The 23,348-nt window shown below is 65.8% G+C and carries 20 protein-coding genes, 2 tRNA genes and 1 other RNA gene; 5 read left to right on the top strand and 18 right to left on the bottom strand.

What is annotated here, in order from left to right; all coding sequences use genetic code 11:
• Positions 1-22: 22 nt before the first annotated feature.
• Positions 23-1,903, bottom strand: a complete 1,881-nt coding sequence (locus K6301_RS01220; protein WP_247218772.1) for a DNA polymerase III subunit gamma/tau — start codon at positions 1,901-1,903, stop codon at positions 23-25.
• Positions 1,904-1,947: 44 nt separating this feature from the next.
• Positions 1,948-2,045, bottom strand: an RNA gene (gene ffs, locus K6301_RS01215) — signal recognition particle sRNA small type.
• Between the two features lie 117 nt (positions 2,046-2,162).
• Between ffs and K6301_RS01210 the strand changes: the two genes are divergently transcribed.
• Positions 2,163-2,573, top strand: a complete 411-nt coding sequence (locus tag K6301_RS01210) for an HIT domain-containing protein (protein ID WP_247218770.1) — start codon at positions 2,163-2,165, stop codon at positions 2,571-2,573.
• Entirely contained in the window at positions 2,570-3,547 is a 978-nt protein-coding gene (gene nudC, locus K6301_RS01205) for an NAD(+) diphosphatase (protein ID WP_134649607.1), read from the top strand. Before K6301_RS01210 ends, nudC begins: the two co-directional genes overlap by 4 nt.
• Here the strand turns inward: nudC and K6301_RS01200 are convergent.
• The 3 genes from K6301_RS01200 to K6301_RS01190 form a co-directional block, all read right to left on the bottom strand.
• Positions 3,544-3,780 (bottom strand): hypothetical protein, encoded by a 237-nt coding sequence (locus K6301_RS01200; RefSeq protein WP_247218768.1) that lies wholly within the window; start codon positions 3,778-3,780, stop codon positions 3,544-3,546. The two genes, nudC and K6301_RS01200, sit on opposite strands and share 4 nt — an antisense overlap.
• 70 nt (positions 3,781-3,850) lie before the next feature.
• Positions 3,851-4,702, bottom strand: coding sequence for a prephenate dehydratase (locus K6301_RS01195; RefSeq protein ID WP_247218766.1), 852 nt, complete (start codon positions 4,700-4,702; stop codon positions 3,851-3,853).
• Positions 4,703-4,716: 14 nt separating this feature from the next.
• Complete coding sequence (locus K6301_RS01190; RefSeq protein ID WP_247218763.1) at positions 4,717-5,472, bottom strand: 3-deoxy-manno-octulosonate cytidylyltransferase; 756 nt, start codon at positions 5,470-5,472, stop codon at positions 4,717-4,719.
• Between the two features lie 152 nt (positions 5,473-5,624).
• Here K6301_RS01190 and K6301_RS01185 point away from each other — a divergent pair, with 152 nt between their 5' ends.
• Positions 5,625-6,428 carry a c-type cytochrome gene (locus K6301_RS01185; RefSeq protein WP_247218761.1) on the top strand — a complete coding sequence of 268 codons (804 nt, stop codon included), beginning with the start codon at positions 5,625-5,627 and terminating at the stop codon, positions 6,426-6,428.
• A gap of 76 nt (positions 6,429-6,504) precedes the next feature.
• Here the strand turns inward: K6301_RS01185 and K6301_RS01180 are convergent, their stop codons facing one another.
• The 11 genes from K6301_RS01180 to K6301_RS01130 form a co-directional block, all read right to left on the bottom strand.
• On the bottom strand, positions 6,505-7,449 hold the full coding sequence (locus K6301_RS01180) for an AEC family transporter (RefSeq protein WP_247218759.1): 945 nt from the start codon (positions 7,447-7,449) through the stop codon (positions 6,505-6,507).
• A 187-nt stretch (positions 7,450-7,636) separates the two neighbouring features.
• Positions 7,637-7,712, bottom strand: a tRNA-Phe gene (locus K6301_RS01175).
• A 172-nt stretch (positions 7,713-7,884) separates the two neighbouring features.
• Positions 7,885-8,094: a DNA gyrase inhibitor YacG gene (yacG, locus tag K6301_RS01170; RefSeq protein ID WP_247218757.1), complete on the bottom strand. Its 210-nt coding sequence runs from the start codon at positions 8,092-8,094 to the stop codon at positions 7,885-7,887.
• A gap of 1 nt (position 8,095) precedes the next feature.
• Positions 8,096-8,716, bottom strand: coding sequence for a Maf-like protein (locus K6301_RS01165; protein ID WP_247218755.1), 621 nt, complete (start codon positions 8,714-8,716; stop codon positions 8,096-8,098).
• 90 nt (positions 8,717-8,806) lie between these two features.
• The gene (gene infA, locus K6301_RS01160; protein WP_004435948.1) at positions 8,807-9,025 is read right to left on the bottom strand and encodes a translation initiation factor IF-1; all 219 of its coding nucleotides are present in this window, start codon (positions 9,023-9,025) and stop codon (positions 8,807-8,809) included.
• 161 nt (positions 9,026-9,186) lie between these two features.
• Complete coding sequence (locus K6301_RS01155) at positions 9,187-9,648, bottom strand: arsenate-mycothiol transferase ArsC (RefSeq protein WP_134650874.1); 462 nt, start codon at positions 9,646-9,648, stop codon at positions 9,187-9,189.
• Between the two features lie 4 nt (positions 9,649-9,652).
• Entirely contained in the window at positions 9,653-10,129 is a 477-nt protein-coding gene (locus K6301_RS01150) for a UPF0262 family protein (RefSeq protein WP_134650873.1), read from the bottom strand.
• 3 nt (positions 10,130-10,132) lie between these two features.
• Positions 10,133-11,431 (bottom strand): histidinol dehydrogenase, encoded by a 1,299-nt coding sequence (gene hisD, locus K6301_RS01145; RefSeq protein ID WP_247218754.1) that lies wholly within the window; start codon positions 11,429-11,431, stop codon positions 10,133-10,135.
• 45 nt (positions 11,432-11,476) lie between these two features.
• Positions 11,477-11,914: a DUF2948 family protein gene (locus tag K6301_RS01140; RefSeq protein WP_247218751.1), complete on the bottom strand. Its 438-nt coding sequence runs from the start codon at positions 11,912-11,914 to the stop codon at positions 11,477-11,479.
• A 151-nt stretch (positions 11,915-12,065) separates the two neighbouring features.
• Complete coding sequence (gene murA, locus K6301_RS01135) at positions 12,066-13,358, bottom strand: UDP-N-acetylglucosamine 1-carboxyvinyltransferase (protein ID WP_247218749.1); 1,293 nt, start codon at positions 13,356-13,358, stop codon at positions 12,066-12,068.
• Positions 13,359-13,526: 168 nt separating this feature from the next.
• Positions 13,527-13,727: a hypothetical protein gene (locus K6301_RS01130; protein ID WP_343298937.1), complete on the bottom strand. Its 201-nt coding sequence runs from the start codon at positions 13,725-13,727 to the stop codon at positions 13,527-13,529.
• A gap of 148 nt (positions 13,728-13,875) precedes the next feature.
• On the opposite strand from K6301_RS01130, the gene K6301_RS01125 reads away from it, so the two are divergent.
• Positions 13,876-13,950, top strand: a tRNA-Thr gene (locus tag K6301_RS01125).
• 114 nt (positions 13,951-14,064) lie between these two features.
• Here the strand turns inward: K6301_RS01125 and pbpC are convergent.
• Both pbpC and K6301_RS01115 read right to left on the bottom strand, forming a co-directional pair.
• Positions 14,065-16,149 carry a penicillin-binding protein 1C gene (pbpC, locus tag K6301_RS01120; RefSeq protein WP_247218745.1) on the bottom strand — a complete coding sequence of 695 codons (2,085 nt, stop codon included), beginning with the start codon at positions 16,147-16,149 and terminating at the stop codon, positions 14,065-14,067.
• A gap of 14 nt (positions 16,150-16,163) precedes the next feature.
• Positions 16,164-21,620 (bottom strand): alpha-2-macroglobulin family protein, encoded by a 5,457-nt coding sequence (locus K6301_RS01115; protein WP_425475361.1) that lies wholly within the window; start codon positions 21,618-21,620, stop codon positions 16,164-16,166.
• Between the two features lie 556 nt (positions 21,621-22,176).
• Between K6301_RS01115 and K6301_RS01110 the strand changes: the two genes are divergently transcribed.
• Positions 22,177-23,343 carry a pyridoxal phosphate-dependent aminotransferase gene (locus tag K6301_RS01110; RefSeq protein ID WP_247218743.1) on the top strand — a complete coding sequence of 389 codons (1,167 nt, stop codon included), beginning with the start codon at positions 22,177-22,179 and terminating at the stop codon, positions 23,341-23,343.
• Positions 23,344-23,348: the final 5 nt, after the last annotated feature.

Below are 23,348 nucleotides of genomic sequence, written 5' to 3'. Positions count from 1 at the left end.
GCCTCTCCTCTTCGTCTCTATTTTAATGTTCGATATCGTCGCCGGGCAGGATATCGCCCTCGGCGGATTCCGCGATGGCGGCGGCCTCGATGGTCTCCGGCTCGTCTTCCGTCTCCGGCACCTTGATGCGCACGTCGGTGATCTTCGCGCCGGGGAAACGCTGGAGAATGGCGGCGACGTCAGGGTCCTGCCGGGCATCGGCCACGCGCGCTTCCTGCGCCATCGTCTCGGCCTCGGCCAGCGTGGGGCCGCCGGCCTCCCGCGACAGGATGACGAGCCAGCGCGTGCCTGTCCATTCCAGGAGACGGTTCGACAGTTCGGAGACCAGCGACTTCGGCGCATCGTCGGTCAGGCTGATTTCGAGCTTGCCCGCTTCCACGCTCACGGGCCGTATGAAGGCGCGCACCAGCGCGCGCAGCCTGATGTCCCGGTTCTTGGTGCAGAGGTCGGCAATATCGGAGATCGACTTGACCGGCACCTTCGGCGCCGCTGCCGGCTGCTCGGCGGGTGCGGTCTCGATGCGGCCGACCGGCTGCGGTGCGGATTCGGCCTGCGGCACCGGGCGCAGCATCGTGACGGTTCCGCCGCCCGCCTGGGCGCGCATCGGCGCATCCGGCTGGCGCGCGACCGCGGACACCGAACCCTGCGCCGACGGTTGCCCGCCATAGCCGCCGGATTGCGGCGCACGCGCGCCGTTGCCACCGCCGTCACCGCTCGAAAGCTCGGCAAGCCGGCGTGCGGCATCTTCCGGCGAGGGAAGGTTTGCCGCATGGGCAAGACGGATGATGACCATCTCGGCGGCACCCGCCGGACGGCTGGAGGCTTCTGTTTCGGGAATGCCCTTCAGCAGCATCTGCCATATGCGCGACAGCGCCGTGACCGCTATGGAATTGGCGAATTCCACGCCGCGCACGCGCTCGATCTCGCTCAGCGACTGGTCACCGGTGGCATCGGGCACATATTTCATGCGCGTGACGAGATGGGTGAAATCGGCAAGGTCGGTCAGCACCACGGACGGGCTGGCGCCGGCCTCGTATTGCGCGGCGAACTCGGCCAAAGCCGCTGCCGCATCACCCTTCACGATGTGCTCGAAGAGATCGACGATGCGCGCGCGGTCGGCAAGGCCGAGCATGGAGCGCACGGCATCGACCTCGACGCGGCCCGCCCCATGGGCGATCGCCTGGTCGAGCAGCGACAGGCCGTCACGCGCGGAGCCTTCGGCCGCACGGGCGACCATGGCCAGTGCATCCGGCTCGAACGCCACGCCTTCCTTGCCGAGAATGGTGGTGAACAGGCCGACGAGATCGGACGCGCCGATGCGCCGCAGGTCGAAGCGCTGGCAGCGCGACAGGACGGTGATCGGCACCTTACGGATTTCCGTCGTCGCGAAAATGAACTTCACATGCTCCGGCGGCTCTTCGAGCGTCTTCAAGAGGCCGTTGAAAGCCTGCGTCGAGAGCATGTGCACTTCGTCGATGATATAGACCTTGTAGCGCGCCGAAACCGGGCGGTAGCGCACCTGCTCGATGATTTCCCTGATATCGTCGATGCCGGTATGGGAGGCGGCGTCCATCTCGATGACGTCGACATGCCGGCCTTCCATGATCGCCTGGCAATGTTCGCCGGGAACGCGCAGGTCGATCGTCGGTTTGTCGATGTCTGATGTCTTGTAGTTCAGCGCGCGGGCAAGGATACGGGCGGTCGTCGTCTTGCCGACACCGCGAACGCCGGTCAGCATGTAGGCCTGGGCGATGCGGCCCGTCTCGAAGGCGTTGGTCAGCGTGCGGACCATCGGCTCCTGGCCGACCATGAGGTCGGAGAAATCCTTCGGCCGGTACTTTCGCGCAAGCACGCGATAGGCGGCGGGCTTTTCAGTGGACGGATTTTGCGTTTCGTCGCTCATCGACCCTGCCGTTAATCGAACGTCTGTCCCGACAGGACGGAAAGGTGGGAGGCTGGCACGATGACCCGTGCCGGGGCTCGTTAGGGCTGCTTCCTTCCGGACCTGACCCGGTTGGCGAGTGGCTCGTCCACCACCAACCTCCCGGCCTCCATATCGGCAATATTCCAGCCGAATGCAAGCGGAGCCGATAAAAAACTGTTGGACGGAAATCCGCTGCGTGTCATGAATCACCAAACAAGAAGCATGCGTGAGAACTCCGATGAGCGATTTTCGAACCGACGAACGGCTGGAGCGCGACAGCGACCTTCTGACGAAGATCGGCCTGTGCGAACTGCGCCTCATGAAAGACAGCCGCTGGCCCTGGCTGGTGCTGGTGCCGCAACGCCCCGATGTCAGCGAGATTTTCGATCTCACGCCGCTCGACCAGACCATGCTGACCTTCGAGACGACGCTCGTTGCCGAGGCGCTGAAACAGGTCACCGGCGCAACGAAGATCAACACCGGCGCGCTGGGCAACATCGTGCGCCAGCTTCATGTGCATGTCATCGCCCGCAGCGAAGGTGATCCGAACTGGCCCGGTCCCGTCTGGGGCCACGGCACGGCCGTGCCGCGCGCGGAGGCGGACGCCAAGGCCCTTTCCGCCAAGCTCCTGGATGCGCTGAACCCATGAAGCCTTCGCTATTCGATCTCTATCGCCCGCACGCCGAACCCAGCACCATGGTGGCCTTTGCGGAAAACACGCTCGACCGCCGCTCGGAATACCGCGCGCCGGATTGCCTGGAGCAGGCCTTCAAGGCGGAAAACGTCCATGCCTTCGCGCTGGCCAGCGGAAAGCTCGTCGTCAAGCACGACGAGAAGATCATCGATCCGCTGTTTGCGCCCTATGAGCTGGCCGAACTCGACCCCGTGCCGGAAGACGCCATCCTGCTGGGTTACCTCAAGAACGGCGAACCGCGTCTGGCCATTCCCGTCCGCGCCGACCCCGATACCCTGCAGGAACCGCTGAAGGCGACGGACAGCCGGACGCTCTATCGCCAGCAGATGCTGGACGACGACCTGCTCGGCCAGTTCGCCCAGGCTTCCAGCCTGATGACGTGGAATGCGAACAATCGCTTCTGCGGCAAGTGCGGTTCGCCGACGCGCTCGGAACTCGGCGGCTACCGCCGGATCTGCGAGGCCTGCGGCCACATCATCTTTCCGCGCACCGACCCCGTCGCGATCATGCTGGTCATCGACGTGGAGCGGGATCTGTGCCTGCTCGGCCGCTCGCCGCATTTCCCGGAAGGCATGTATTCCTGCCTTGCCGGCTTCCTGGAGCCAGGCGAGACGGTCGAGCATACGGTGCGCCGCGAGACCTTCGAGGAAGCGGGCATCAGGGTGGGACGCGTGCGCTACCATGCCTCGCAGCCCTGGCCGATGCCGCATTCCCTGATGATCGGCTGTTACGGCGAGGCGATCTCCTTCGATATCCGCCGCGACGAGCAAGAGCTCGAGGACTGCCGCTGGTTCACCCGCGAGGAGACGGCGGCGATGATCGAGCGCAGCGCGATGTCCGGCGTGGCGCCGGGCACCACGACACCCCCGCCGAAGGGCGCCATCGCGCATCGCTTGATGCGCGACTGGCTGGACTGGAAGCTGGATTAGCGCCAGCCGAAGGTCGGCCGGTCGCCCGGATGCTCGCGCAGCCTCAGTCTCGGCGCCATCAGGCGGGCGATGACGGGGCTGACGAGGCACGTGACGGCGATCCAGGCCGGCAGAAGGTATTTGGCATGATCGGCAAGGGCCGGCACCGCCAGGATGGCGATGGCGCCCGCACCGAAGACGACGGCATTCACCATCATCGAAACCATGATCGTGATATAGGTAATCGTGCGCATGGACATCTCCTTTCATGATGGAAATGCCGTTTCGGAAGCCCGGTTCCGGGCTCCCTGACGATCGTCAATTCTAGAAGGCGCTCCGCATCGGATGGGCGCGATAGGTGCCGAGAATGCGCACTTTTTCAGAGAAGTAGCGCAGTTCGTCGAGCGCCTGGCGCACATGCGCCTCGTCCGGATGCCCTTCGATATCGGCATAGAACTGCGTGGCAATGAACTTGCCGCCGATCTGGTAGCTTTCGAGCTTCGTCATGTTGATGCCGTTCGTCGCAAAGCCGCCCAGCGCCTTGTAGAGCGCGGCCGGGATGTTGCGCACGTTGAAGACGAAGGTCGTCACGATGATGCCCTCGCCCGTCTGCTCCGCCGGCTTTTCCTCGCGTGAAAGCACCACGAAGCGCGTGACGTTGGTTTCCGTGTCCTCGACATTCTCGGCAATGATCGACAGGCCGTAGAGATCGGCCGCCAGGCGCGGCGCCAGCGCTGCCATGGACCGGTCGCCGGTTTCCGAAACCAGCTTCGCCGCACCCGCCGTATCGCCGGCGATCACCGGCTTCCAGCCGTTGAGGCGCACGATCTTGCGGCACTGGCCCAGCGCATGGATATGGCTGTGGACTGTGCGCACCTCCTCCTTCGTCACGCCCGGCAGCACCATGAGCTGGAAACGGATCGGCATGAAATACTCGCCGACGATATGCAGGCGCGATTCCGGCAGGAGATGGTGGATGTCGGCAACGCGGCCGGCGATCGTGTTTTCGATCGGGATCATCGCGAGATCGGCGTCACCGTTCTCCACGGCCAGGAACGCATCCTCGAACGTCTGGCACGGCAGCGGATCCATGTCGGGAAACATGTCCCGGCTGGCCATGTCGGAATTGGCGCCGTACTCGCCCTGGAAGGCGATCCTGTTGGTTTTCATTGTCATGGCTGGGATCCGTATCAGATGGGGTGGGCCGCGAGCATGGCACGGGCCTTTTCGAGGTCGGCGGGAGTATCGACACCGAGCGGAACGGTGTCAACGATCTCCACATCGATGCGCATGCCGGCTTCCAGCGCCCGCAGCTGCTCCAGCGATTCCCGCTTTTCCAGCGTCGAGGGCTTGAGCGCCACGAAGGTTTCGAGCGCCTTGCGGCGGTAGGCATAGAGGCCGATATGGTGGAAGAGCGGGCCCGCCCCGTGCGGCGCCGTCGCCCTGGTGAAGTAGAGCGCGCGCAGGCGGCTCTCGCCGATCGGCGAACCCACGACCTTCACGACATTCGGATTGGTCTTCTCATGCTCGTCACGGATTTCCGTCGTCAGCGTCGCGATATCGGTGGCAGCGTTTTCGAGCGGGCGCAACGCGGCGCGGATCGTATCCGGGTCGATGGTCGGCAGGTCGCCCTGCACATTGATGACGATCTCGGCGTGGCGCTGCGGATCGCACACCGTCAGCGCCTCGTATATACGGTCGGAGCCGGACTGGTGATCGCCGCGCGTCATGACGGCCTCGAAACCCGCCGCGACGACCGCGTCGAAAACGTCCTGATGATCCACCGCGACCACCACACGCCCGACATCGGCCGCGGCCGCGCGCCGCGCCACCTGGACGATCATCGGCAGGCCCGCGATATCGGCCAACGGCTTGCCCGGAAGCCGCGTGGAGGCCATGCGCGCCGGAATGAGCACGAGGCTCTTGTCAAAATTGGCGGGATTCATCTCAGGCCCTTCAAAACCCCCGGGAAAAGTGTCAAAAAGTCTCAGTGCGGGGGCTACAATCACTGTTGCAACGAAGCAGCAAAAGACATAGGTTCCGCGCGATTTCAAGACTGGCCGGTGTCACGTCCGCCGGTTGCTAGGGGAGCGTTTGGATGAACTCTTATGTGAACATGGGCGTGGGTGCCCTGCTCGGCACCGTATTCGTACTGATGTCCGTGTCGATCGCTTCTGAAGGCATCTTCCATTCGGGCGCGCCCGAGAAGGAAGGTTTCACGATAGTCGCCGAGGAAACCGGCGGTGCGGAAGCCGGTGGCGGCGAAGCCGCTGCGGCCGTTCCGATCGCAACCCTGCTGGCCAGCGCCGATGCCACTGCCGGCGAAACCGTTTTCAAGAAGTGTGCGAGCTGTCACACCTCCGAGAAGGGCGGCCCGAACAAGGTCGGACCCGGTCTCTGGGATGTCGTCAACCGCCCGATCGCTTCGCATGAAGGCTTCAGCTATTCCGCAGGCATGACCACCTTCTCCGAAGGCCACAAGGTCGTCTGGGACTATGATCACCTGAACTACTTCCTCGAAGCGCCGAAGAAGCATGTCCCGGGCACCGCCATGGGCTTCGCCGGCCTGAAGAAGGACGACGAGCGCGCCAACCTCATCGCCTATCTGCGCACGCTCTCCGACAACCCGGTTCCGCTGCCCACGCCGTCCGCCGAGGGTGCGGATGCCGGCGCCGCCGCAACGGATGGCGCAGCGACGACCGAAGGTGCTGCTCCGGCCGATGGCGCAGCCGCCACGACCCAGGGCGGCGCTGCCGCAACGCAGGACGGTGCGGCCACGACCACCGAAGGCGCCACCACGACGCCGGCCGAAGGCAACAACGGTACGGCGACCGAGGGTGCGGCACCCGCCGAAGGCGGCACGACCGAGGGCACGACCACCGAACAGCCGGCCGCCCAGTAACGGCAGCCGCGGGCAGAGACTTCGAAAACCCGGCCTTCGCGCCGGGTTTTTCATTTCCGGCGACAGCCGTTGATCCTCAGGCCAGGAGCCACGCCCAGAACGACACGGTGAAGACGCCGAGCGCCGTCGTCATCGTTATGGTCGAGGAGGCGAGCGCATGGCCGACGCCGAAATGATTGGCGAGCAGCCAGGCATTGACGCCGGTCGGCACGGACGCGGTCAGCACCATGGCCGCCGTCCATTCCGGCGTGAGGCCGAGCAGCCGGCAGGCGACGTAGACGCAGCCAGGCAGCAGAAGGAGCTTCAAGGCGGTCATGGCGAGCGCGATGCGCGCATTGCCGGCGACCTTGTACCGGACGAGCGCCATGCCGATCGACATGAGCGCGGCAGGCGCCGCCATGCCGGCGACCTGGTCCACCATCACCTTCACCGGCCCCACGAGCGGCACGCCGCCCGTGTGGAACAGCGCGCCGGCGAAAAGGCCGATCACCAGCGGATTGCGCACGAGGTTCCTGACGATGCCGAGCAACAGCTCGGAGAGGCTTTGCGGCTCCCGCACCCCTTCCTTGCGCTCCGCCCGCTCCATCAGGACAGTGCCGGCGATCATCATGGTCGGCAGATGCACGGACAACAGCACGGAGATCGCCACCAGCCCGTCTTCCCCCACCACCCGCGAGACCAGCGGCAGCCCGATGAACACGGTGTTGGCGAAGGCCGCCGAAACGCCCGCGAGAACGCCGATCCGCCGGTCCCGCCTGAAGCCGAGCGTCGCGACGAGATGCGCGATCGCCCATGTAACCGCCACGCCAGCAAAATAGGCCACCCAGATCCGCCACGGCGCCCCGCCCGCAAAATCCGCTTCCGCAATGGTGCGAAACAACAGGACCGGCACCGTGACGCGAAAGACAAACTCCCCCAGCCCCTCGCCCAACTCCTCCCGCAGATACCCCGCCCGCACCAGAACCCACCCCAGCAGGATCAGCGCAAAAACCGGCAACACATTCAGGGCAACATCGGACATCAGATGATCTCGAAAGGAAAAGAAGCAGTATGGCGGTTGGGTGGGCGCGCTCTTTCACTGCCAAAACAAAGGCATCGTCTCAAATACGTTACAGCCGCAGCCAATCGCTTTCACGGCCGAAACACACGGCGAGTGTATTTCAATCAGACTCAAGACGCTTTTTGAAGACTATGAAGAGGGATAGAAGTGGTGCCCGGAGGCGGATTTGAACCACCGACACGCGGATTTTCAATCCGCTGCTCTACCAACTGAGCTATCCGGGCATCCGGGTGGATTTCCGTTGGAAATCCTTGGGGCGCTTGGTTTCGCCCCGGGAGCGAGCGGGGTTATAGCATCTTGCAAAAATGTGTCCAGCCCCAAGGCCGGTTTTTTGCGGGAAATTTGAGACGCATTTCAAGCTGTGGAAAAGATTGCGCTTTTCGCTCGCGACGGCCGTCACATATCCTCGTCGTCGGCCTTGGCTTCGTCATCCGCGACGGGGATGGCATAGGAGCCGGAGAGCCAGCGGTTGAGATCCACATCGCGGCAACGGTCGGAACAGAACGGGTAGTGCTCGCGGGCGGAGGGACGGCGGCAGATCGGACAGGGCACGGCCTTGCGCAGCGGCGCGACATTGGACGCGGCTTTCTCGTTCTCGCCCGCCATGTCAGGCATCCGCCCAGCCGGCATGCACGTCGAAGCCTTCGCCCGACAGCAGCGTCAGCGTCTCATAGAGCGGCAGGCCGACGACATTCGTGTAGGAGCCGACCAGCTTGACGACGAAGCTGCCGGCAATGCCCTGGATGGCATAGCCGCCCGCCTTGCCGCGCCACTGGCCCGAGGCGAGATAGTTCTCGATATCGGTGGTCGACAGGCGCTTGAAGCGCACCTTCGTGTCGATGACCTTCTGGCGCACGGTGCGATCGGGCGTGATGAGGCACACGCCGGTGAAGACGCGGTGGCTGCGGCCGGAGAGCAGGTGCAGCGCGCTCGACGCCTCGTCGACCATCTCCGTCTTCGGCAGGATGCGCCGGCCGACAGAAACGACCGTATCGGCCGCCAGGATGTAGCTGCCCGCATAGGCGGGATCGCCCTTGATGGCGGCAAGGGCTGCCTGCGCCTTGCCGGTCGACAGCCGGCGGGCGAGCGAACGCGGATGCTCGGAGCGCTTCGGCGTCTCGTCGATATCCATCGGCATCAGGCGCGCGGCCTCGATGCCCGCCTGCGCGAGAAGTTCGACGCGGCGCGGCGAGCCGGAGGCGAGGATGAGCTTTTCGGTCTGCGCCATGAGGGCTCCGGGAGGCTCCGGGGTGCGCCGCTATTCGCGCGTCGGCCATCGGCCGGGCGGGGGCGCGGCCCCCTCGGCTTGCAAGAGGACTTACTTGAAACGGTAGGTGATGCGACCCTTGGTGAGGTCGTAGGGCGTCATCTCGACCAGCACCTTGTCGCCGGCCAGAACGCGGATGCGGTTCTTGCGCATGCGGCCCGCGGTGTGCGCGATGATCTCGTGCTCGTTTTCGAGCTTGACGCGGAAGGTCGCGTTCGGAAGCAGTTCCGTCACGACGCCGGGGAATTCGAGGACTTCTTCTTTTGCCATGTTTGAGCGATATTCCTTGAAGATAGATTCGGGAAGGTAGATTCGGGGCAGGCTTTATGGTCCGCCTCGGAAAAGTTGCCGGAAACTACACAATCCCCGATGCTTTGTGAACACCGAAGCAGCGGCTTTCTGCATTTGGTCTTATCCATGCCCCCGGCCGCTCAGCCGGGCCCCTTCAACCGCTTCGCAATCAGCGCCTTCAGGAACTCCCGAACCTCGCGATAGGCGGCGAGAATCTGGTCGCGCGTGCCGGTTGCGACCGTCGGATCGGGCGTCGGCCAGTACATGACGTCGACGGCCATGGAGCGGGTGAGCTCGAGCGCGGCGTGGTGGGCTTCCGGCGCGAGCGTGACGATGAGGTCGAAATAGTCGTCCTCCAGGTCTTCCAGCGACCGCGGCGCATGGCGGCCGAGCGACAGGTCGACCTCGCCCAGCACCGCATCGACGAAGGGATCGCGCTCGCCGGGGCGCACGCCGGCCGAGGCGACGTAGATACCGGGCAGCATGTCGCGCGCCAGCACCTCGGCCATCGGGGAGCGCACGGCGTTCATGCGGCACATGAAGAGGATCGAACGGGGCGTTCGCGGCGCATCGATATCGGGTGCCGGGGAAACGCCCTCCATCCGCTCACCCGCGCCAGTAGAGAACGCAGACGAGCGTGAACAGGCGGCGGGCGGTATCGAAGTCGAATTTGATCTTGCCCGAGAGACGGTCCATCAACGTCTGGGAACCCTCGTTGTGGATGCCGCGCCGGCCCATGTCGATCGCCTCGATCTGGCTCGGCGTGGCGGAGCGGATCGCCTGGTAGTAGCTCTCGCAGATCATGAAATAGTCCTTCACGATGCGGCGGAAGGGCGTGAGCGAGAGGATATGCGTTGCGACCGGTTCGCCGCCTTCCGTGCGGATGGCGAAGACGAGCTTGGAATCGACCAGCGACAGATGGAGGCGATAGGGCCCGCCGGCATGGCCGACGGGTTCGAAGGAATTTTCCTCGATGAGATCGAAGATGGCAACGGCGCGTTCGTGCTCCACATCAGGCGTGGCGCGGCCGATCGTCTCGTCCAGAACCACATCGCAGAGGCGGAAGTTGCCCGTCGCGGCCATGGCCTAGCCTTCCAGGTTGAGCCGGATGGCGACGGAGCGGGCATGGGCGCCGAGCCCTTCGGCTTCGGCAAGCGTGATGGCGGCAGGGCCGAGCGCGCGCAGCTGCTCAGCGCCGAGCCGCAGGATCGAGGTGCGCTTCATGTAATCGAGCACCGAGAGGCCCGAAGAGAAGCGGGCGGAGCGGGCCGTCGGCAGGACGTGGTTGGAGCCGCCGACATAATCGCCGATGACTTCCGGCGTGTGGCGGCCGACGAAGATGGCGCCGGCATTGCGGATTTCCGCCATCAGCGCGTCCGGATCGGCCGTCGCGATCTCCAGATGCTCGGCGGCGATGCGGTTGGCGAGCGGAATGCTCTTCTTCAGGTCCGGAACGAGAATGACCGCGCCGAAATCACGCCAGCTCGCGGCAGCGGTCTCGGCGCGCTCCAGCGTCTTCAGCTGCCGCTCGACAGCCGCCTCGACGGCATCCGCCAGGGCGGCGCTGTCGGTAACGAGGATGGACTGGGCGCCGGCATCGTGCTCCGCCTGGGCGAGCAGGTCGGCGGCCAGCCAATCCGGGTCATTGTTGCCGTCGGCGATCACGAGCACCTCCGAGGGGCCCGCGATCATGTCGATGCCGACGGTGCCGAAGACCTGGCGCTTGGCGGCGGCGACGAAGGCATTGCCGGGACCGGTGATCTTGGCGACGGGCGCGATGGTCTCGGTGCCATAGGCAAGCGCCGCCACGGCCTGCGCGCCGCCGATGCGGTAGATCTCGTCGACGCCCGCAATGCGCGCGGCGGCGAGAACGGCCGGGTTGATCGCGCCTTCCTTGGCCGGGACGACCATGACGACGCGCGGCACGCCGGCCACCTTGGCCGGCACCGCATTCATCAGCACGGAGCTCGGATAGCTCGCCGTGCCGCCGGGAACGTAGAGGCCGACGGCGTCGATCGCCGTCCAGCGCGAGCCGAGACCCACGCCGATATCGTCCTCGTAGAGGTCGTCCTTCGGCTTCTGGCGGGCATGGTGCTTTTCGATGCGCTGCGCGGCAAGCTCCAGCGCGGCGATGATCTTCGGATCGACCGCGTCGAAGGCCGCGTCGATTTCCTCGAGCGAGACGCGCATGGAGGTCGTCGCGAAATCGAGGCCGTCGAATTTCCGGGAATAGTCGGCGAGCGCCTTGTCGCCGCGCGCGCGCACGTCATCGATGATCGCGCGCACGGTGGCGTTGACGTCCTCGGAGACCTCGCGCTTGGTGGTCAGGAAGGCAGCGAACCGGCTTTCGAAATCACTGCTCTGGTAGTCAAGTCTGATCGCCAAGTCGTCCGTCCCTGTCGTCTCCGGCTGAAAGGCCGGCTCATGCTCTCAAACCGCTGGATGGCGGGGTTTCAAGCTGGTTTCCCATGCTCCGCCCGTATCTGCAAGCTGAACTTCGACGCATTCCACATCGAGCGCGATGGAGGCGCTGCCGGAAAGCACGAGTTCGAGCGTTCCATCCGGCCCTTCGCCGTTCGGCGTGAAGTTGACGGCAAGCAGCGAAAGAACCGCGTCCTTGTCCTTCCGGTCGATGCCGATCGAACGCACGGCATTGACGCGCTTGAAGGCGATGGCCGCCCGGCGGCGCTCGAAACTCTTCCCGCGCCCGCCCGCCTTTTCCCACACGAAACGGTTGACGACGACGGAAAAGACGTGACGGCGGGCGTCATAGGCGAGGCCGTCGGTCTTGAAGACCGCGTCCTGCAGGTGGGCAGACACGACGGCGAGATCTTCCGTGTCGAGGGCAAGCAGTTTCAGGCTGTCCATGGTCGGGTCCTTTGCGCCGGGCTGTGCGGCATCTCGAATAGTCGATCACGAAATAGGACGGCGCGCGGCCGACTGCAACGGCAAGGGGCGGAGCGTTCACAAAAACGCCCCGCCCCTCGTCTGCATGTTCAATCCTGTCGCTGCCGCTCCGTCAGTCGCTGACGCGTTCGACGATGGCGCCGCACCGGGTGAGCTTCTCTTCCAGGCGTTCGAAACCGCGATCGAGATGGTAGACGCGCGAGACCATGGTCTCGCCTTCGGCGGCGAGCCCCGCGATGACCAGCGACACGGAGGCACGCAGGTCTGTCGCCATGACCGGCGCACCGCGCAGGCGCTCGACGCCTTCGATCTTGGCGGTCTGGCCGGAAAGCGAGATCTTCGCGCCCAGGCGGGCCAGTTCCTGCACATGCATGAAGCGGTTTTCGAAGATCGTCTCGGTGATGTGCGAAATGCCGTTCGACTTGGTCATCAGGCCCATGAACTGCGCCTGCAGGTCGGTGGGGAAGCCCGGGAAAGGATCGGTCACGACATCGACCGGCTTGATGCCGCCGCCGATGCGCACCACGCGGATGCCGCTTTCCGTGGCGGTGATCTCCGCGCCGGAGCGTCGGATTGCCTCAAGGGCCGTTTCGAGCAGGGACGCATCCGTGCCTTCCAGCACAACGTCGCCGCCCGTCATGGCGACAGCCATGGCGTAGGTGCCGGTCTCGATGCGGTCGGGCAGGACACGGTGGCGCGCGCCGGAGAGCTGGTTGACGCCTTCGATGGTGATGGTCGAGGTGCCCGCGCCCGTGATCTTCGCGCCCATGGCGTTGAGGCACTTGGCGAGGTCCTGCACTTCCGGTTCGCGCGCGGCGTTGCCGATGACCGTGGTGCCGCGGGCAAGCGTCGCCGCCATCATGAGGACATGCGTCGCGCCGACGGAAACCTTCGGGAAGGTGTAGCGCGCGCCGATGAGCCCGCCAGCCGGGGCGGTTGCTTCGATATAACCGCCATCGATCTCCAGCTTGGCGCCGAGCGCCGCAAGGGCCTCGATGAAGAGGTCAACCGGACGCGTACCGATGGCGCAGCCGCCGGGCAGCGAGACGCGGGCCTTGCCTTCACGCGCCAGGAGCGGGCCGATGACCCAGAAGGAGGCGCGCATCTTCGAGACCAGCTCATAGGGCGCCGTCGTGTCGACGATGTTGCGCGAGGTGAAGGTGACGGTGCGGGAGTAGCCCTCGCCCTGGCGCTCGCGGCGGCCGTTGACGGTTATGTCGGCGCCGTGGTTGCCGAGAATGCGGATGAGCTGTTCGACATCGGCCAGATGCGGCACGTTTTCCAGGGTCAGCGTGTCGTCGGTGAGGAGCGACGCGATCATCAGCGGCAGTGCTGCGTTCTTGGCACCCGAAATCGGGATGATACCCTTGAGTTCGTTGCCGCCTACAATCCTGATACGATCCATGTGCGATTACGGGCCGGGCCCGCCTTTCTCGAAGAATATCGGCGTTCGGAGATGGCGGCCTCTTTAGAGCATCGCAAAAGAAAAATGAAGCCCGTCCCGGTCGCCCGCCTCAGGCGTGCCCCGGTTTGAAAAATCACCCCCGTCGCCTTCTGCTGAAGACAGGCTCGACTAACCGTCCGATTCGTCTTTTTTTGCGGCAGAGGGCGCAGCCGGAAGCCCCATCGTCTCGTCGGCCGCCCCCGCGCGCCGGGCGCGCGCCTGCTGCTTGCGGCGCTGGAGGTTGTCGCGCAGCGTCCTTGCCAGCCGCTCGGCGCGAATCTCCGCTTCCGTCCTGGTCTTCCTGTCTTTCGTCTCGTCGGTACCGCTCATGGCGTCTCTCATAACGAATTCCGGCAGACGAAAAAAGCGTGGCCGCCAACAGTTTTGTTGCGACAATCGCCATTTCGCCGCTTGCACTGCCGAACCACCTATGGCAATAGGCCCTCGCTCACGCGAAACAGATCTCGTTTCGCCGGATGCTGCTATAGCTCAGGGGTAGAGCACTCCCTTGGTAAGGGAGAGGCCGAGAGTTCAAATCTCTCTAGCAGCACCATTTTTCTTCCAAAAATGCTGGTTGCTCGAACGTTGCCGACAGTGCCGTTCACGACGGCATTCGACCGTGGGCGATATCTGAACGCACGCCGGCGAGATTAGGCGATCCACATCATCACTCGATGAACACCCGCACGCTCGCCGCGCGGCCGGCGGCGTCTATGACTGTCAGGGTCGAGAAGCCGGCGCCTTCGGGCATCCATTGCGTCGTGCGGCGGCGGGCGGCATCTGGGAGGACCTTGCCGTTGGCGAGCCAGCGGAAGGGCGCACGGCCGCCTTGGAGCTTCAGCACGAGCGGGGCGATGTCGGCACCCGTCGTGGCGCCGAGCTCGACATGCGCGCCTTCCGGCGGATAGACGATTTGCGGGGCCGGCTCGCGCGCCACGGTCGCGACGAGGCCGTTTGCCGTGGTCGAGAAACGGCGCAGGCTTGCGGGAAGCTCGGACTGCGCGATGCGCACCGCGCCGGAGGGCGCGCGCGGCAGGGGCGTGATGGCAAGGCCCGAGCGGGAAAAGGCCTCGAAGAGGATGGGCGCCGCAGCGCCATAGCCGGTCAGGCCGGGCACCGCGCCGTTGTCGGCCCGGCCGACCCAGACACCGAGCACATGGCGGCCATCATAGCCGACGGACCAGGCGTCGCGGTAGCCATAGCTCGTGCCGGTCTTGTAGGCGATGCCGAGACGGCGGCTGCCGGCGGGCGGCGTGACGGCCGAAAGCACATCCGAGACCTGCCAGACGGCCACGGGATCGAGCAGCGGATCGCCGTTGATCACCGCGGCCTCGCCGGTAATGCCGTCGCCGAGCTGCACGGGCATGCCGCGGTTGGCGAGCGCCGCGTAGAGCTGCGTGAGATCACGCAGCGTGATGCCGAGGCCGCCCAGGCCGATGGCAAGGCCCGGCGTCTCGCCCGGCGGCAGGACCGGCCGCACCTCGGCGCGCCGGAAACGCACCATCATGCGCGTCGGACCGACGGCCTCGAGCAGGCGGACGGCCGGCACATTGAGCGACATCTGCAGCGCCTTGCGCACGCTGACGTCGCCCTGGTAGGTCATGTCGAAATTGCGCGGGCGATAGCCGGAAAAATCGGAGGGGCGGTCCTCCACGATGGTTTCCTGCGCGACGAGCCCCTCTTCGAAGGCAAGGCCGTAGATGAAGGGCTTGAGTGCGGAGCCCGGCGAGCGGCGGATGCGCGTCATGTCGATCCAGCCGGCGCGGCTGCCGTCGAAGTAATCCGCCGAGCCCACCTCGCCGAGGATTTCTCCGGTGCGGGCATCGGCCATGACCATGGCGATGGAGACTTTCGGCCCGAGGCGTTCGGCCGCCTCGCGCGCGACGGTCTCCAGGCCGTCCTGCACGGTGCGATCGAGCGTCGTGCGGTGCTCGGTCGCCTTCGGCTCCTTGCGCAAGGCAAGCTCCGACAGGTGCGCGGCGAAGGCGGGAAGCTGGCGTCGGCGATCCGGCACGGCCTCGCCGCCTGCGCGCTCCGCCTCGCCCTCGCCGATCACCTCGGACACCGCCATGCGATCCAGCACGCGGGCGCGTGCCGCTTCGGCCGCGGCGCGATGCCGGTCGGGGCGGCGCTTCTCCGGTAATTGCGGCAGGGCGACGAGCAGCGCGGCTTCGGCGACGGACAGGCGCTTCGGCTCCTTACCGAACCAGGCGAGGCTTGCCGCGCGCACGCCCTCCAGATTGCCGCCATAGGGTGCGAGCGTCAGGTAGAGATCGAGGATCTCGGCCTTGGACAGCCGCCGCTCGATCTGGATGGCGCGCGCCATCTGGCGCAGCTTGGCGAGCAGCGAGCGGTTCTCGCGCGGCTCGATCAGGCGCGCGACCTGCATGGAAAGCGTGGAGGCGCCCGAGACGATGCGGCCATTGGTGAGGAACTGCCCGGCCGCGCGCAGCAGGGCCAGCGGATCGACGCCGGAATGCGCGGCGAACCGCCGGTCCTCATAGGCGACGAGCATGCGCAGGAACTGCGGATCGACATCGGCGGCCGTGGTCTTCAGCCGCCAATGCCCCTCGGGCGTGGCGAAGGCGCGCAGCAGGCGGCCGTCCCGGTCGAGCACCTCCTTCGACACGATGCCGGCGACATCGACCGGTGGCGGATAGGCACGGTCCGCATAATCCAGCCCCGCGGCGAGGGCGGCGATTGCCGCCGCCCCGCCGAGGGAGCCGATCAGGAGCTTGCGCCAGAGCGCCATCGGCCCGCCCTCTCCTACTCGGCCTTGACGACCTGCATGCGGCCGGTCGCGGTGCGGGCAGAGTATTGCGGACGATACATGTCCTCCACCTGTGCGGCCGGCAGGTCATAGGTGCCGGGTGTCACGGCGCGCACGACATAGGCGACCGTCACGTCGCGGTTGTTGCCCTCGCTGCGGTTGAAGGCCGCGACGAAGCGGTCGTAGCGGAACTCCGTATGCGCCGTCTCGGTCTCGCCGAGCCAGTCGAAATTGGCGAGCTTCGCACTGTCGACCAGGCTCGGATTGTCGATCTCGAAACCGGCCGGCAGCAGGTCCGTGACGATGATGCGCGAGGCCCAGTCGTTGTGCTCCGTCACCTTCAGCACGACGACGTAGCGTTCGTTCTGCCGGGCCTCCGTGATGTTGGCCTCCTCGCCGTCGAGCGTGTAGTAGGTGCGCTCGATGGCGAAGCCGTCGCCGCCTGCCGGCAGCGGATCGGCCGGGGCCGCCACCGTCGTCAGCATGGCCGAGACCGGCTCGCCGGTGCGGTTGGCGATGGTCAGCGGATTTTCCAGCAGGGACTTGCCCGTCATCTGCGCGGCATAGCCGCCGGCGTGTTCGGCGCCGTTGATTTCGAGCTTCAGGTTCTTGTCGGCGTCCTTCACGGAGCGCGCGGCAAGCAGCATCCAGGTCTGCTCCTGCGTGCTGGTCCAGCGCTTGTTTTCCCACTGCGTGCCGACCTGCTTGACCAGTTCGGGAATGATCGTCGGCACCGGCCGGGCTTCGGCGGCCAGCGCCAGGATTGCCGCGCCGTCACGCAGCGACGAACCGTAGTCGCTGCGTGAGAGGCTGGCATTCATGATGCTGTCGCGGGACAGGCCGAGCGCATTGGAAAAGAGCGCCATGGACCGCTGCGCATCGCCGTAGAGGCCGAGCGCGCCGGCAAGCTGCGCACGGGCGAGCGGCGAGGTGAACTCGGACAGCTTCGTATCGGCGTAGTAGCGCAGGTCGCTGATCGCGGCCTTGCGGTTGCGGGCGAGCACATAGAGCGCATAGGCGATCTCGCTGCCCTGGTTGGACACGTTGACGTCATAGGACAGCGCGTTCTGCAGGTTGGAAAGCGCCTGCAGCATGGCCTGTTCCGGCACGTCGAACTTCTGTTCGCGGGCCCGCGTCAGGAAGTCGGTGACGAAGGCATCGAGCCACAGGTCGCCATAGCCCGGCGACCACAGGCCGAAGCTGCCCGAGGAGGACTGGTTGGCGAGCACGCGGTAGATCGCTTCCTGCACGCGCTTCTGCGTTTCGGTATCCTCCGGCAGGCCGGACTGCTTGGACAGTTCGCTCAGATAGAGCAGCGGCAGCGCGCGGCTCGTCGTCTGCTCCGTGCAACCATAGGGGTAGCGATCGAGCGACATCAGCAGGGCAGGAATGTCGAAGGCGGCGGCCCGCGACACGCTGAGGCTGACCGAGGCGCCGCCGAGCTGGCTGTCGGCCAGCAACTGGTCGTCGATGGTCAGGCTGCCATTGGCGGCGATCTCGATCGGCCGGCGCGTGGTAATCGGCATGGCCGCCGGGCGCACGGGCACGTTCAGCGCCTGCTCGAGCGACAGGCCGTTGCCGTCGGTGAGCGTCACGGTGACGAGGCCATCACCGATCTCGCCGCCAATGAGCGGCAGGGTGAGCGCGGACTTGGCGCCGGGTTCCAGCGTCAACGTCTGGCCCGCACCGGTCTGCTCGACCATGACGGAGGCGTTGTGCGTGATCGCGACCTTGTAGTCGCCGGCCGGCGCATCGGTGTTGACGATATCGAGCCTCAGGTCGGAACGGTCTCCGGGTGCGAGGAACTTCGGCAGACTCGCCGTCACCACGATCGGATCGCGGATGACGACGTCCTTGGACGCGCTGCCGACACCGGTCTTCGTCCAGGCGACGGCCATGATGCGGGCCGTGCCGTTGAACTGCGGAATGTCGAAGCTGACCTTGACGTTACCGTCGGCAGCGAGCTTTACGGGGCCTGCGAAGAAGGCCACGAGCTTTTCCGTCGGCGGGTTGCCCTGAAGGGCGCCCTCGCCGCCGTCGCCGCCGGTGCGCAGGCGGCCGGTGGCGCCGAGCGAACCGTCGATCAGGCGGCCATAGAGGTCGCGGATTTCCATGCCAAGGCGGCGCTGGCCGAAATACCAGCCGGCCGGATCGGGCGCTTCGTAGCGCGTAAGGTTGAGGATTCCGACATCGACGGCTGCGACCGTGACATAGGCCTCTTCATCCGCACCGGCACCGGCGACCTTCAGCGAAATGTCGAGCGGCTGGCGCGGCAGCGTCTTTTCCGGCACGTCGAGCGAGACGTCGAGCTTGCGATCCGCCGGATCGACCTTCAGCCAGGTGACGCCGATGGCGCGCATCGGCATGCGGCTTTCCTGGTCGGAGCCCGGACGGAAGAGCGTTGCGGTGATGTAGGAGCCGGCCCCCCACGCCTCGGTGACGGGGATGTCCACCTCGCCGCCCTCGGCGCCGATTTCCGCGGTCTGGGTGGAAATCAGGCTTTCGGCCCCCACGGTGATGAGAAGCTGGCCGGCATGGCGCGGCGAGACTTTCAGCTTGGCCGTGTCGCCGACCGCATAATTTTCCTTGTCGAGCGAGATTTCCAGCGCATCGGGCGTTTCCGTCGACGTGGCGGCGACATACCAGCCGGCATCGAATTCCACGCTCGTTGCCGGGCCATCCGGCTCGGGGCTTTCGACTTCCAGGCGATAGCGGCCCCAGGTGACCGGCACGGAAATCTTGCCGCCGTCGGCAGCGACATCGAGCGTGCCGTTGGCGATCTGCTTCGTCGACAGAACGGGCTCGTAGCGCCACGAGCTGCCATCGCGGTACCACTGGTAATCCCGTTCGACGGACAGCAGCTTCCAGGGCAGGCCCTGCATCGCTTCGCGGGCGCCATCCGGCGTCACCGCCACGACGGTGAAGTTCGCGACGCTGTTTTCCGAAAGCTCGCCCTGGAATTCCGGCTTCACGCCGATCATCGGGCCGGACGCCTTGACCGGCAGGCTGAGGCTGCGCTCGACGGCGCGGCCGCCGGCTTCGTTCATGCGCAGCGTCACGAGGGCTTCAAGGCGCTGGGTGGTCGAGGGCAGGTCGTTGACGAGCACGTCGAACGTCGTCTTGCCCGCCTCGTCGAGCACGCCGAGCCCTTCGAGCGGAATGCGGCTTTCCTCGATCGCCTCTTCATCCGCAAGGCCGAAGACATAGCCGGGATAGGCCGGGTCCTCGCGGGTCGGCTTCAGCGCGACATCGCCCTCGATTTCCAGGCCCGCGCCGGGCGCGCCATAGAGGTAACGGCCTTCGACGGAGACGGGCGCGGCGACGCCGGCCTCGATTTCCTTGGCCTCGCTCGTCATGTCGAACTCGATACGGTCGGGCACGAAGTCGTCGACGAGGAACTGCTTTTCGGCAATGGCCGTGCCCTTGGGGTCGGTGAAGACCTGCATGGTCCAGGTGCCGCGCATGCTGTTGGCCTGGAGCGCCAGATCGATGGCATGGCCACCGAGAGCCGCGCCGTCGGAGACCATGCGGCGGTCTTCCACCCCGTCCGGACGGCTGAAGACGAAGGTCAGCGGCAGTTTCTCGACGGCATTCGCCTCGATATCGCGGGCAAGCGCGGAGGCGTGCACCGTCTCGCCGGCACGATAGATGCCGCGCTCTGTCCAGGCCAGCACGTCGATGGCGCCCGGAGCGGGGCGGCCGGTCACACCACGGTCCGACAGGTCGAAGCCGGCGCGCGTCATGTCGAGGAACACGAAGTCGTCCTCACCCTTCCTGGCGAAGATGACGGCCGGCGTGTTGGCCGCCGTGCCGCGCATCAGGCCGGCGGTGAAGGTGGCGCGACCGTTACTGTCCGTGGTTGCGGTGCCGAGGATCTCGTTGTTCTTGGCGATCAGTTGCAGTTCGACGCCTTCCAGCGGGCCTGCACTGTCGAGCGAGCGGGCGAAGACGTTGAGGCCGTCGGTGCCGGCATAGGTCGTCAGGCCGACATCGGAAATGACGAACCACTGGGTGGCCTTCGCATCCCATTCGTTGCTGCGGCCGTTGGAGGCCGCGGCGGTCAGCACGTAGACGCCCGGCTTGCGCTTTGGCAGCGCCTCGTCGACCGGGAAGCTGGTGACGACGTCCTTGTTGAGCTCCGGCGAGATATCGATCTTGCCCTGCCAGACGAGTTCGCCGCTCTGGCTCTCGATATTGCTGGCGGAATAGCCGTCGAGCTGGGTCAGGAAGCGGCTTTCGGCGAGCAGGCCGGCAATGGCGCGGTCACCGACGCGGTAGAGCTTCAGGTCGGCGCTGTCGGTGTTGACCGAAACGATCGGAATGCCGCGGCGCACGCTGCCCGGCAGCACGAAGCCGTCGCCGGTGAAGCGCACCATGGCGGCGCGGTCCTGCACGTAGATGTCGAGATCGACGGCCGCGGCCAGCGGCTCGTCCACGGCGGACGGCAGGCCCGGGCGGAACGCGATCTTGTAGCGCTGGCCGTGCGTGAGGCCCTCGATGCAGATCTGCCGGTCCTTGGCTTCGACGGCCTTGGGTGCCGCGCCGTCGAGCGTGACGAAGGAGGCATAGTCCGCGCCGGACTTGACCAGCGGTTCGGAGAACTCGACGCAGGCGCGCGGTGTCGCGCTGTCGGAATCGATCGTGTGGTTGACCACGCGGAAGCCCTGGCGCGCGCGCAGGCCGAGATAGGCCGAGCGGATCGCCACGTCGTCCTTCAGGTCGAGGCTCGCCTTGTAGGCGTTGATGCCGGCGCGGTAGCTGCCGGACTTGTCGAGCGTATCGGCGAGCACGGCGAGCGCCCGGGCGCGCGTCTCCGTCGTGCGCGAGAGCTGGTAGGCGTTGATCGCCGCAAGTGCGCCCTGCCCCGCGAGGTAGCTGTTGTTGTTGGCGCGGCCCATGGATTCGGCGGTTTCGATCCACAGGAAGAAATCATCGGGGGCAAGCGACAGCGCGCCCTTATAGGCGGCCAGCGCCTCGTCGAAACGGCTCGACGCGGTCTCGATGCGGCCGAGCGAGGCCAGGCTTTCGGCACCCTGCCCTTCCTGCCCGCTTGCGAGCGCGAGATTGTCGCGGAACGCGCGGGCATCGGCCGCCATATATTCGCTGATGAAGGCAAGGGCCGGCGGCGCGCCGATATCGGCGGCATCGTCGGCCTTGACGATCTTGCCGGCAATGGCGCCCTGGAAGTGGTTGAGCTGATTGAAATCGCTCTTCATGAAGCACCACTTCACCTTGGGATTGTAGGTGAAGGCGCGGCAGGACAGGTCGTCGACGCAAGCCGTCTTGCACTGGTCCAGCGTCACATCCTGCACGGTGCGCAGGTCGAAGCCGAAGTAATCGCTGTTTTCCGTCGTCACGACGGTGCGTGTTTCCGCGGCATGGGCCGGGATGAGTGGTGACGCTACGGCGGAGAAAAGAAGTGCCGAGAAACCGAAGATTGCGCGCATAGACATCAAGTCCTCCTACCGCTGCCCGTCTCGCTGCCGCCACTGTCGTGGAGCGTGCCCCGGCTTGTCAATCGAAAGACGACGACATCGGGGGTAATCACCCACAGCTCGCACTGAGACCACGAGGAAGACGTTTGGCGTGTCCACTTCCATCGCCCCGAAAGACGAATTTTTTCACGGCCTGGAATTTTAACCTTTTGTTAACCATATAGGCACAGACTTCATATCACCGACGGACCGGACCCTGTCATACCGCTGTTACAGCGAGCCGATAGACCTGCCGTCAGACACGAAAGTCGTGTTTCGCAACGCCGTGACCACGGATGTACTGGCACTGCGCGAAGCACTTCCCCGGCCCGGCCGGGATGAGGAAGCGAGGGGCCACCCTCGCTTTTTTCATGTCTGCTGTCATGGCGGATGGACCCTGCCCCGCGCGTCGTCCCATCACCGAATTCGATGCATGTGTCAAAGAAACGCGCGTGAATGGTCCTGCAAAACCGGTTAGAGCTTGGTGACCCCGCCCGACGGGCACGTCTTGTCGCGATTTTCCGGAGAGATTTGCATGACCATCGCCGAAAGCCTCAGCCCCCGTTCGCTTCGTGCGCCGGAGAGCGGCATCGTCGAAGTCGTGAATTATGCGCGCGGCCGCGAGGGGCTGATCCCGCTCTGGGTGGGCGAAGGGGACCTGCCGACGCCGGATTTCATTGCCCGCGCGGCCTCCGATGCCCTGATGCGCGGCGAGACCTTCTACACCTGGCAGCGCGGCATTCCCGAGCTCAGGGCAGCGCTGTCGCGCTACTATGCCCGGCGCTTCGGCATCTCGCTGCCGGCCGAGCACTTCTATGTCGTCGGCTCCGGCATGCAGGCCATCAAGCTCGCCATCGAAGCGCTGGTCTCTCCCGGCGACGACATGGTCTATCTCACGCCGGCCTGGCCGAACTTCGCGGCGGCGGCCGAGCTTTCCGGCGCCAATCCTATCGCGGTGCCGCTCGATTTCGCAAACGGCCGCTGGCAGATCGATCTGGCCCGCGTGGAGGCCGCCATCACGCCGAAGACCCGCGTGCTCTTCATCAATACGCCATCCAATCCGACCGGCTGGACCGCGACGCGCGAGGACCTTTCGGACCTGCTTGCGATGGCCCGCCGCCATGGCCTGTGGATCATGGCCGACGAGATCTACGCGCTCTACCACTATGCCGGCGGCCGCGCGCCGTCCTTCCTCGACGTGATGGAAGAGGGCGACCGCGTCATCTTCGTCAACTCCTTCTCGAAGAACTGGTCGATGACCGGCTGGCGCGTCGGCTGGATCGTCGCGCCGCCGGAAATGGGCCAGGTCATCGAGAACCTCGTCCAGTATTCCACCTCGGGCGTGCCGCAATTCCTGCAGCAGGGCGCCATTACCGCGCTCGACGAGGGCGATGCCTTCGTGCAGGCCAATATCGACAAGGCGGCGAAGAACCGCGACGTCTTCTGCGACGCGCTGATCGCGACCAACCGGGTGGAAACGCTGAAGCCCGACGGGGCGCTCTATGCCTTCCTGAAGATCGACGGCGTCACGGATTCGCGGCGTGCCGCCCTCGATATCGTCGACCGCACCAATGTCGGCCTCGCCCCGGGCACTGCCTTCGGGCCGGGCGGCGAATTGTTCATGCGCGCCTGCTTCCTGCGCGACCCCAAAGACATCCTCGAAGCGGCCGACCGGCTGGCACGGTACATCGCGGCACGCTGACGGCT

Source organism: Shinella oryzae, assembly GCF_023038235.1.
In the GTDB taxonomy this organism is placed as follows: Bacteria; Pseudomonadota; Alphaproteobacteria; order Rhizobiales; family Rhizobiaceae; genus Shinella; species Shinella sumterensis.
The sequence above is the reverse complement of the archived record's forward strand: the minus strand, read 5'-3'. Positions and strand labels throughout refer to the sequence as shown.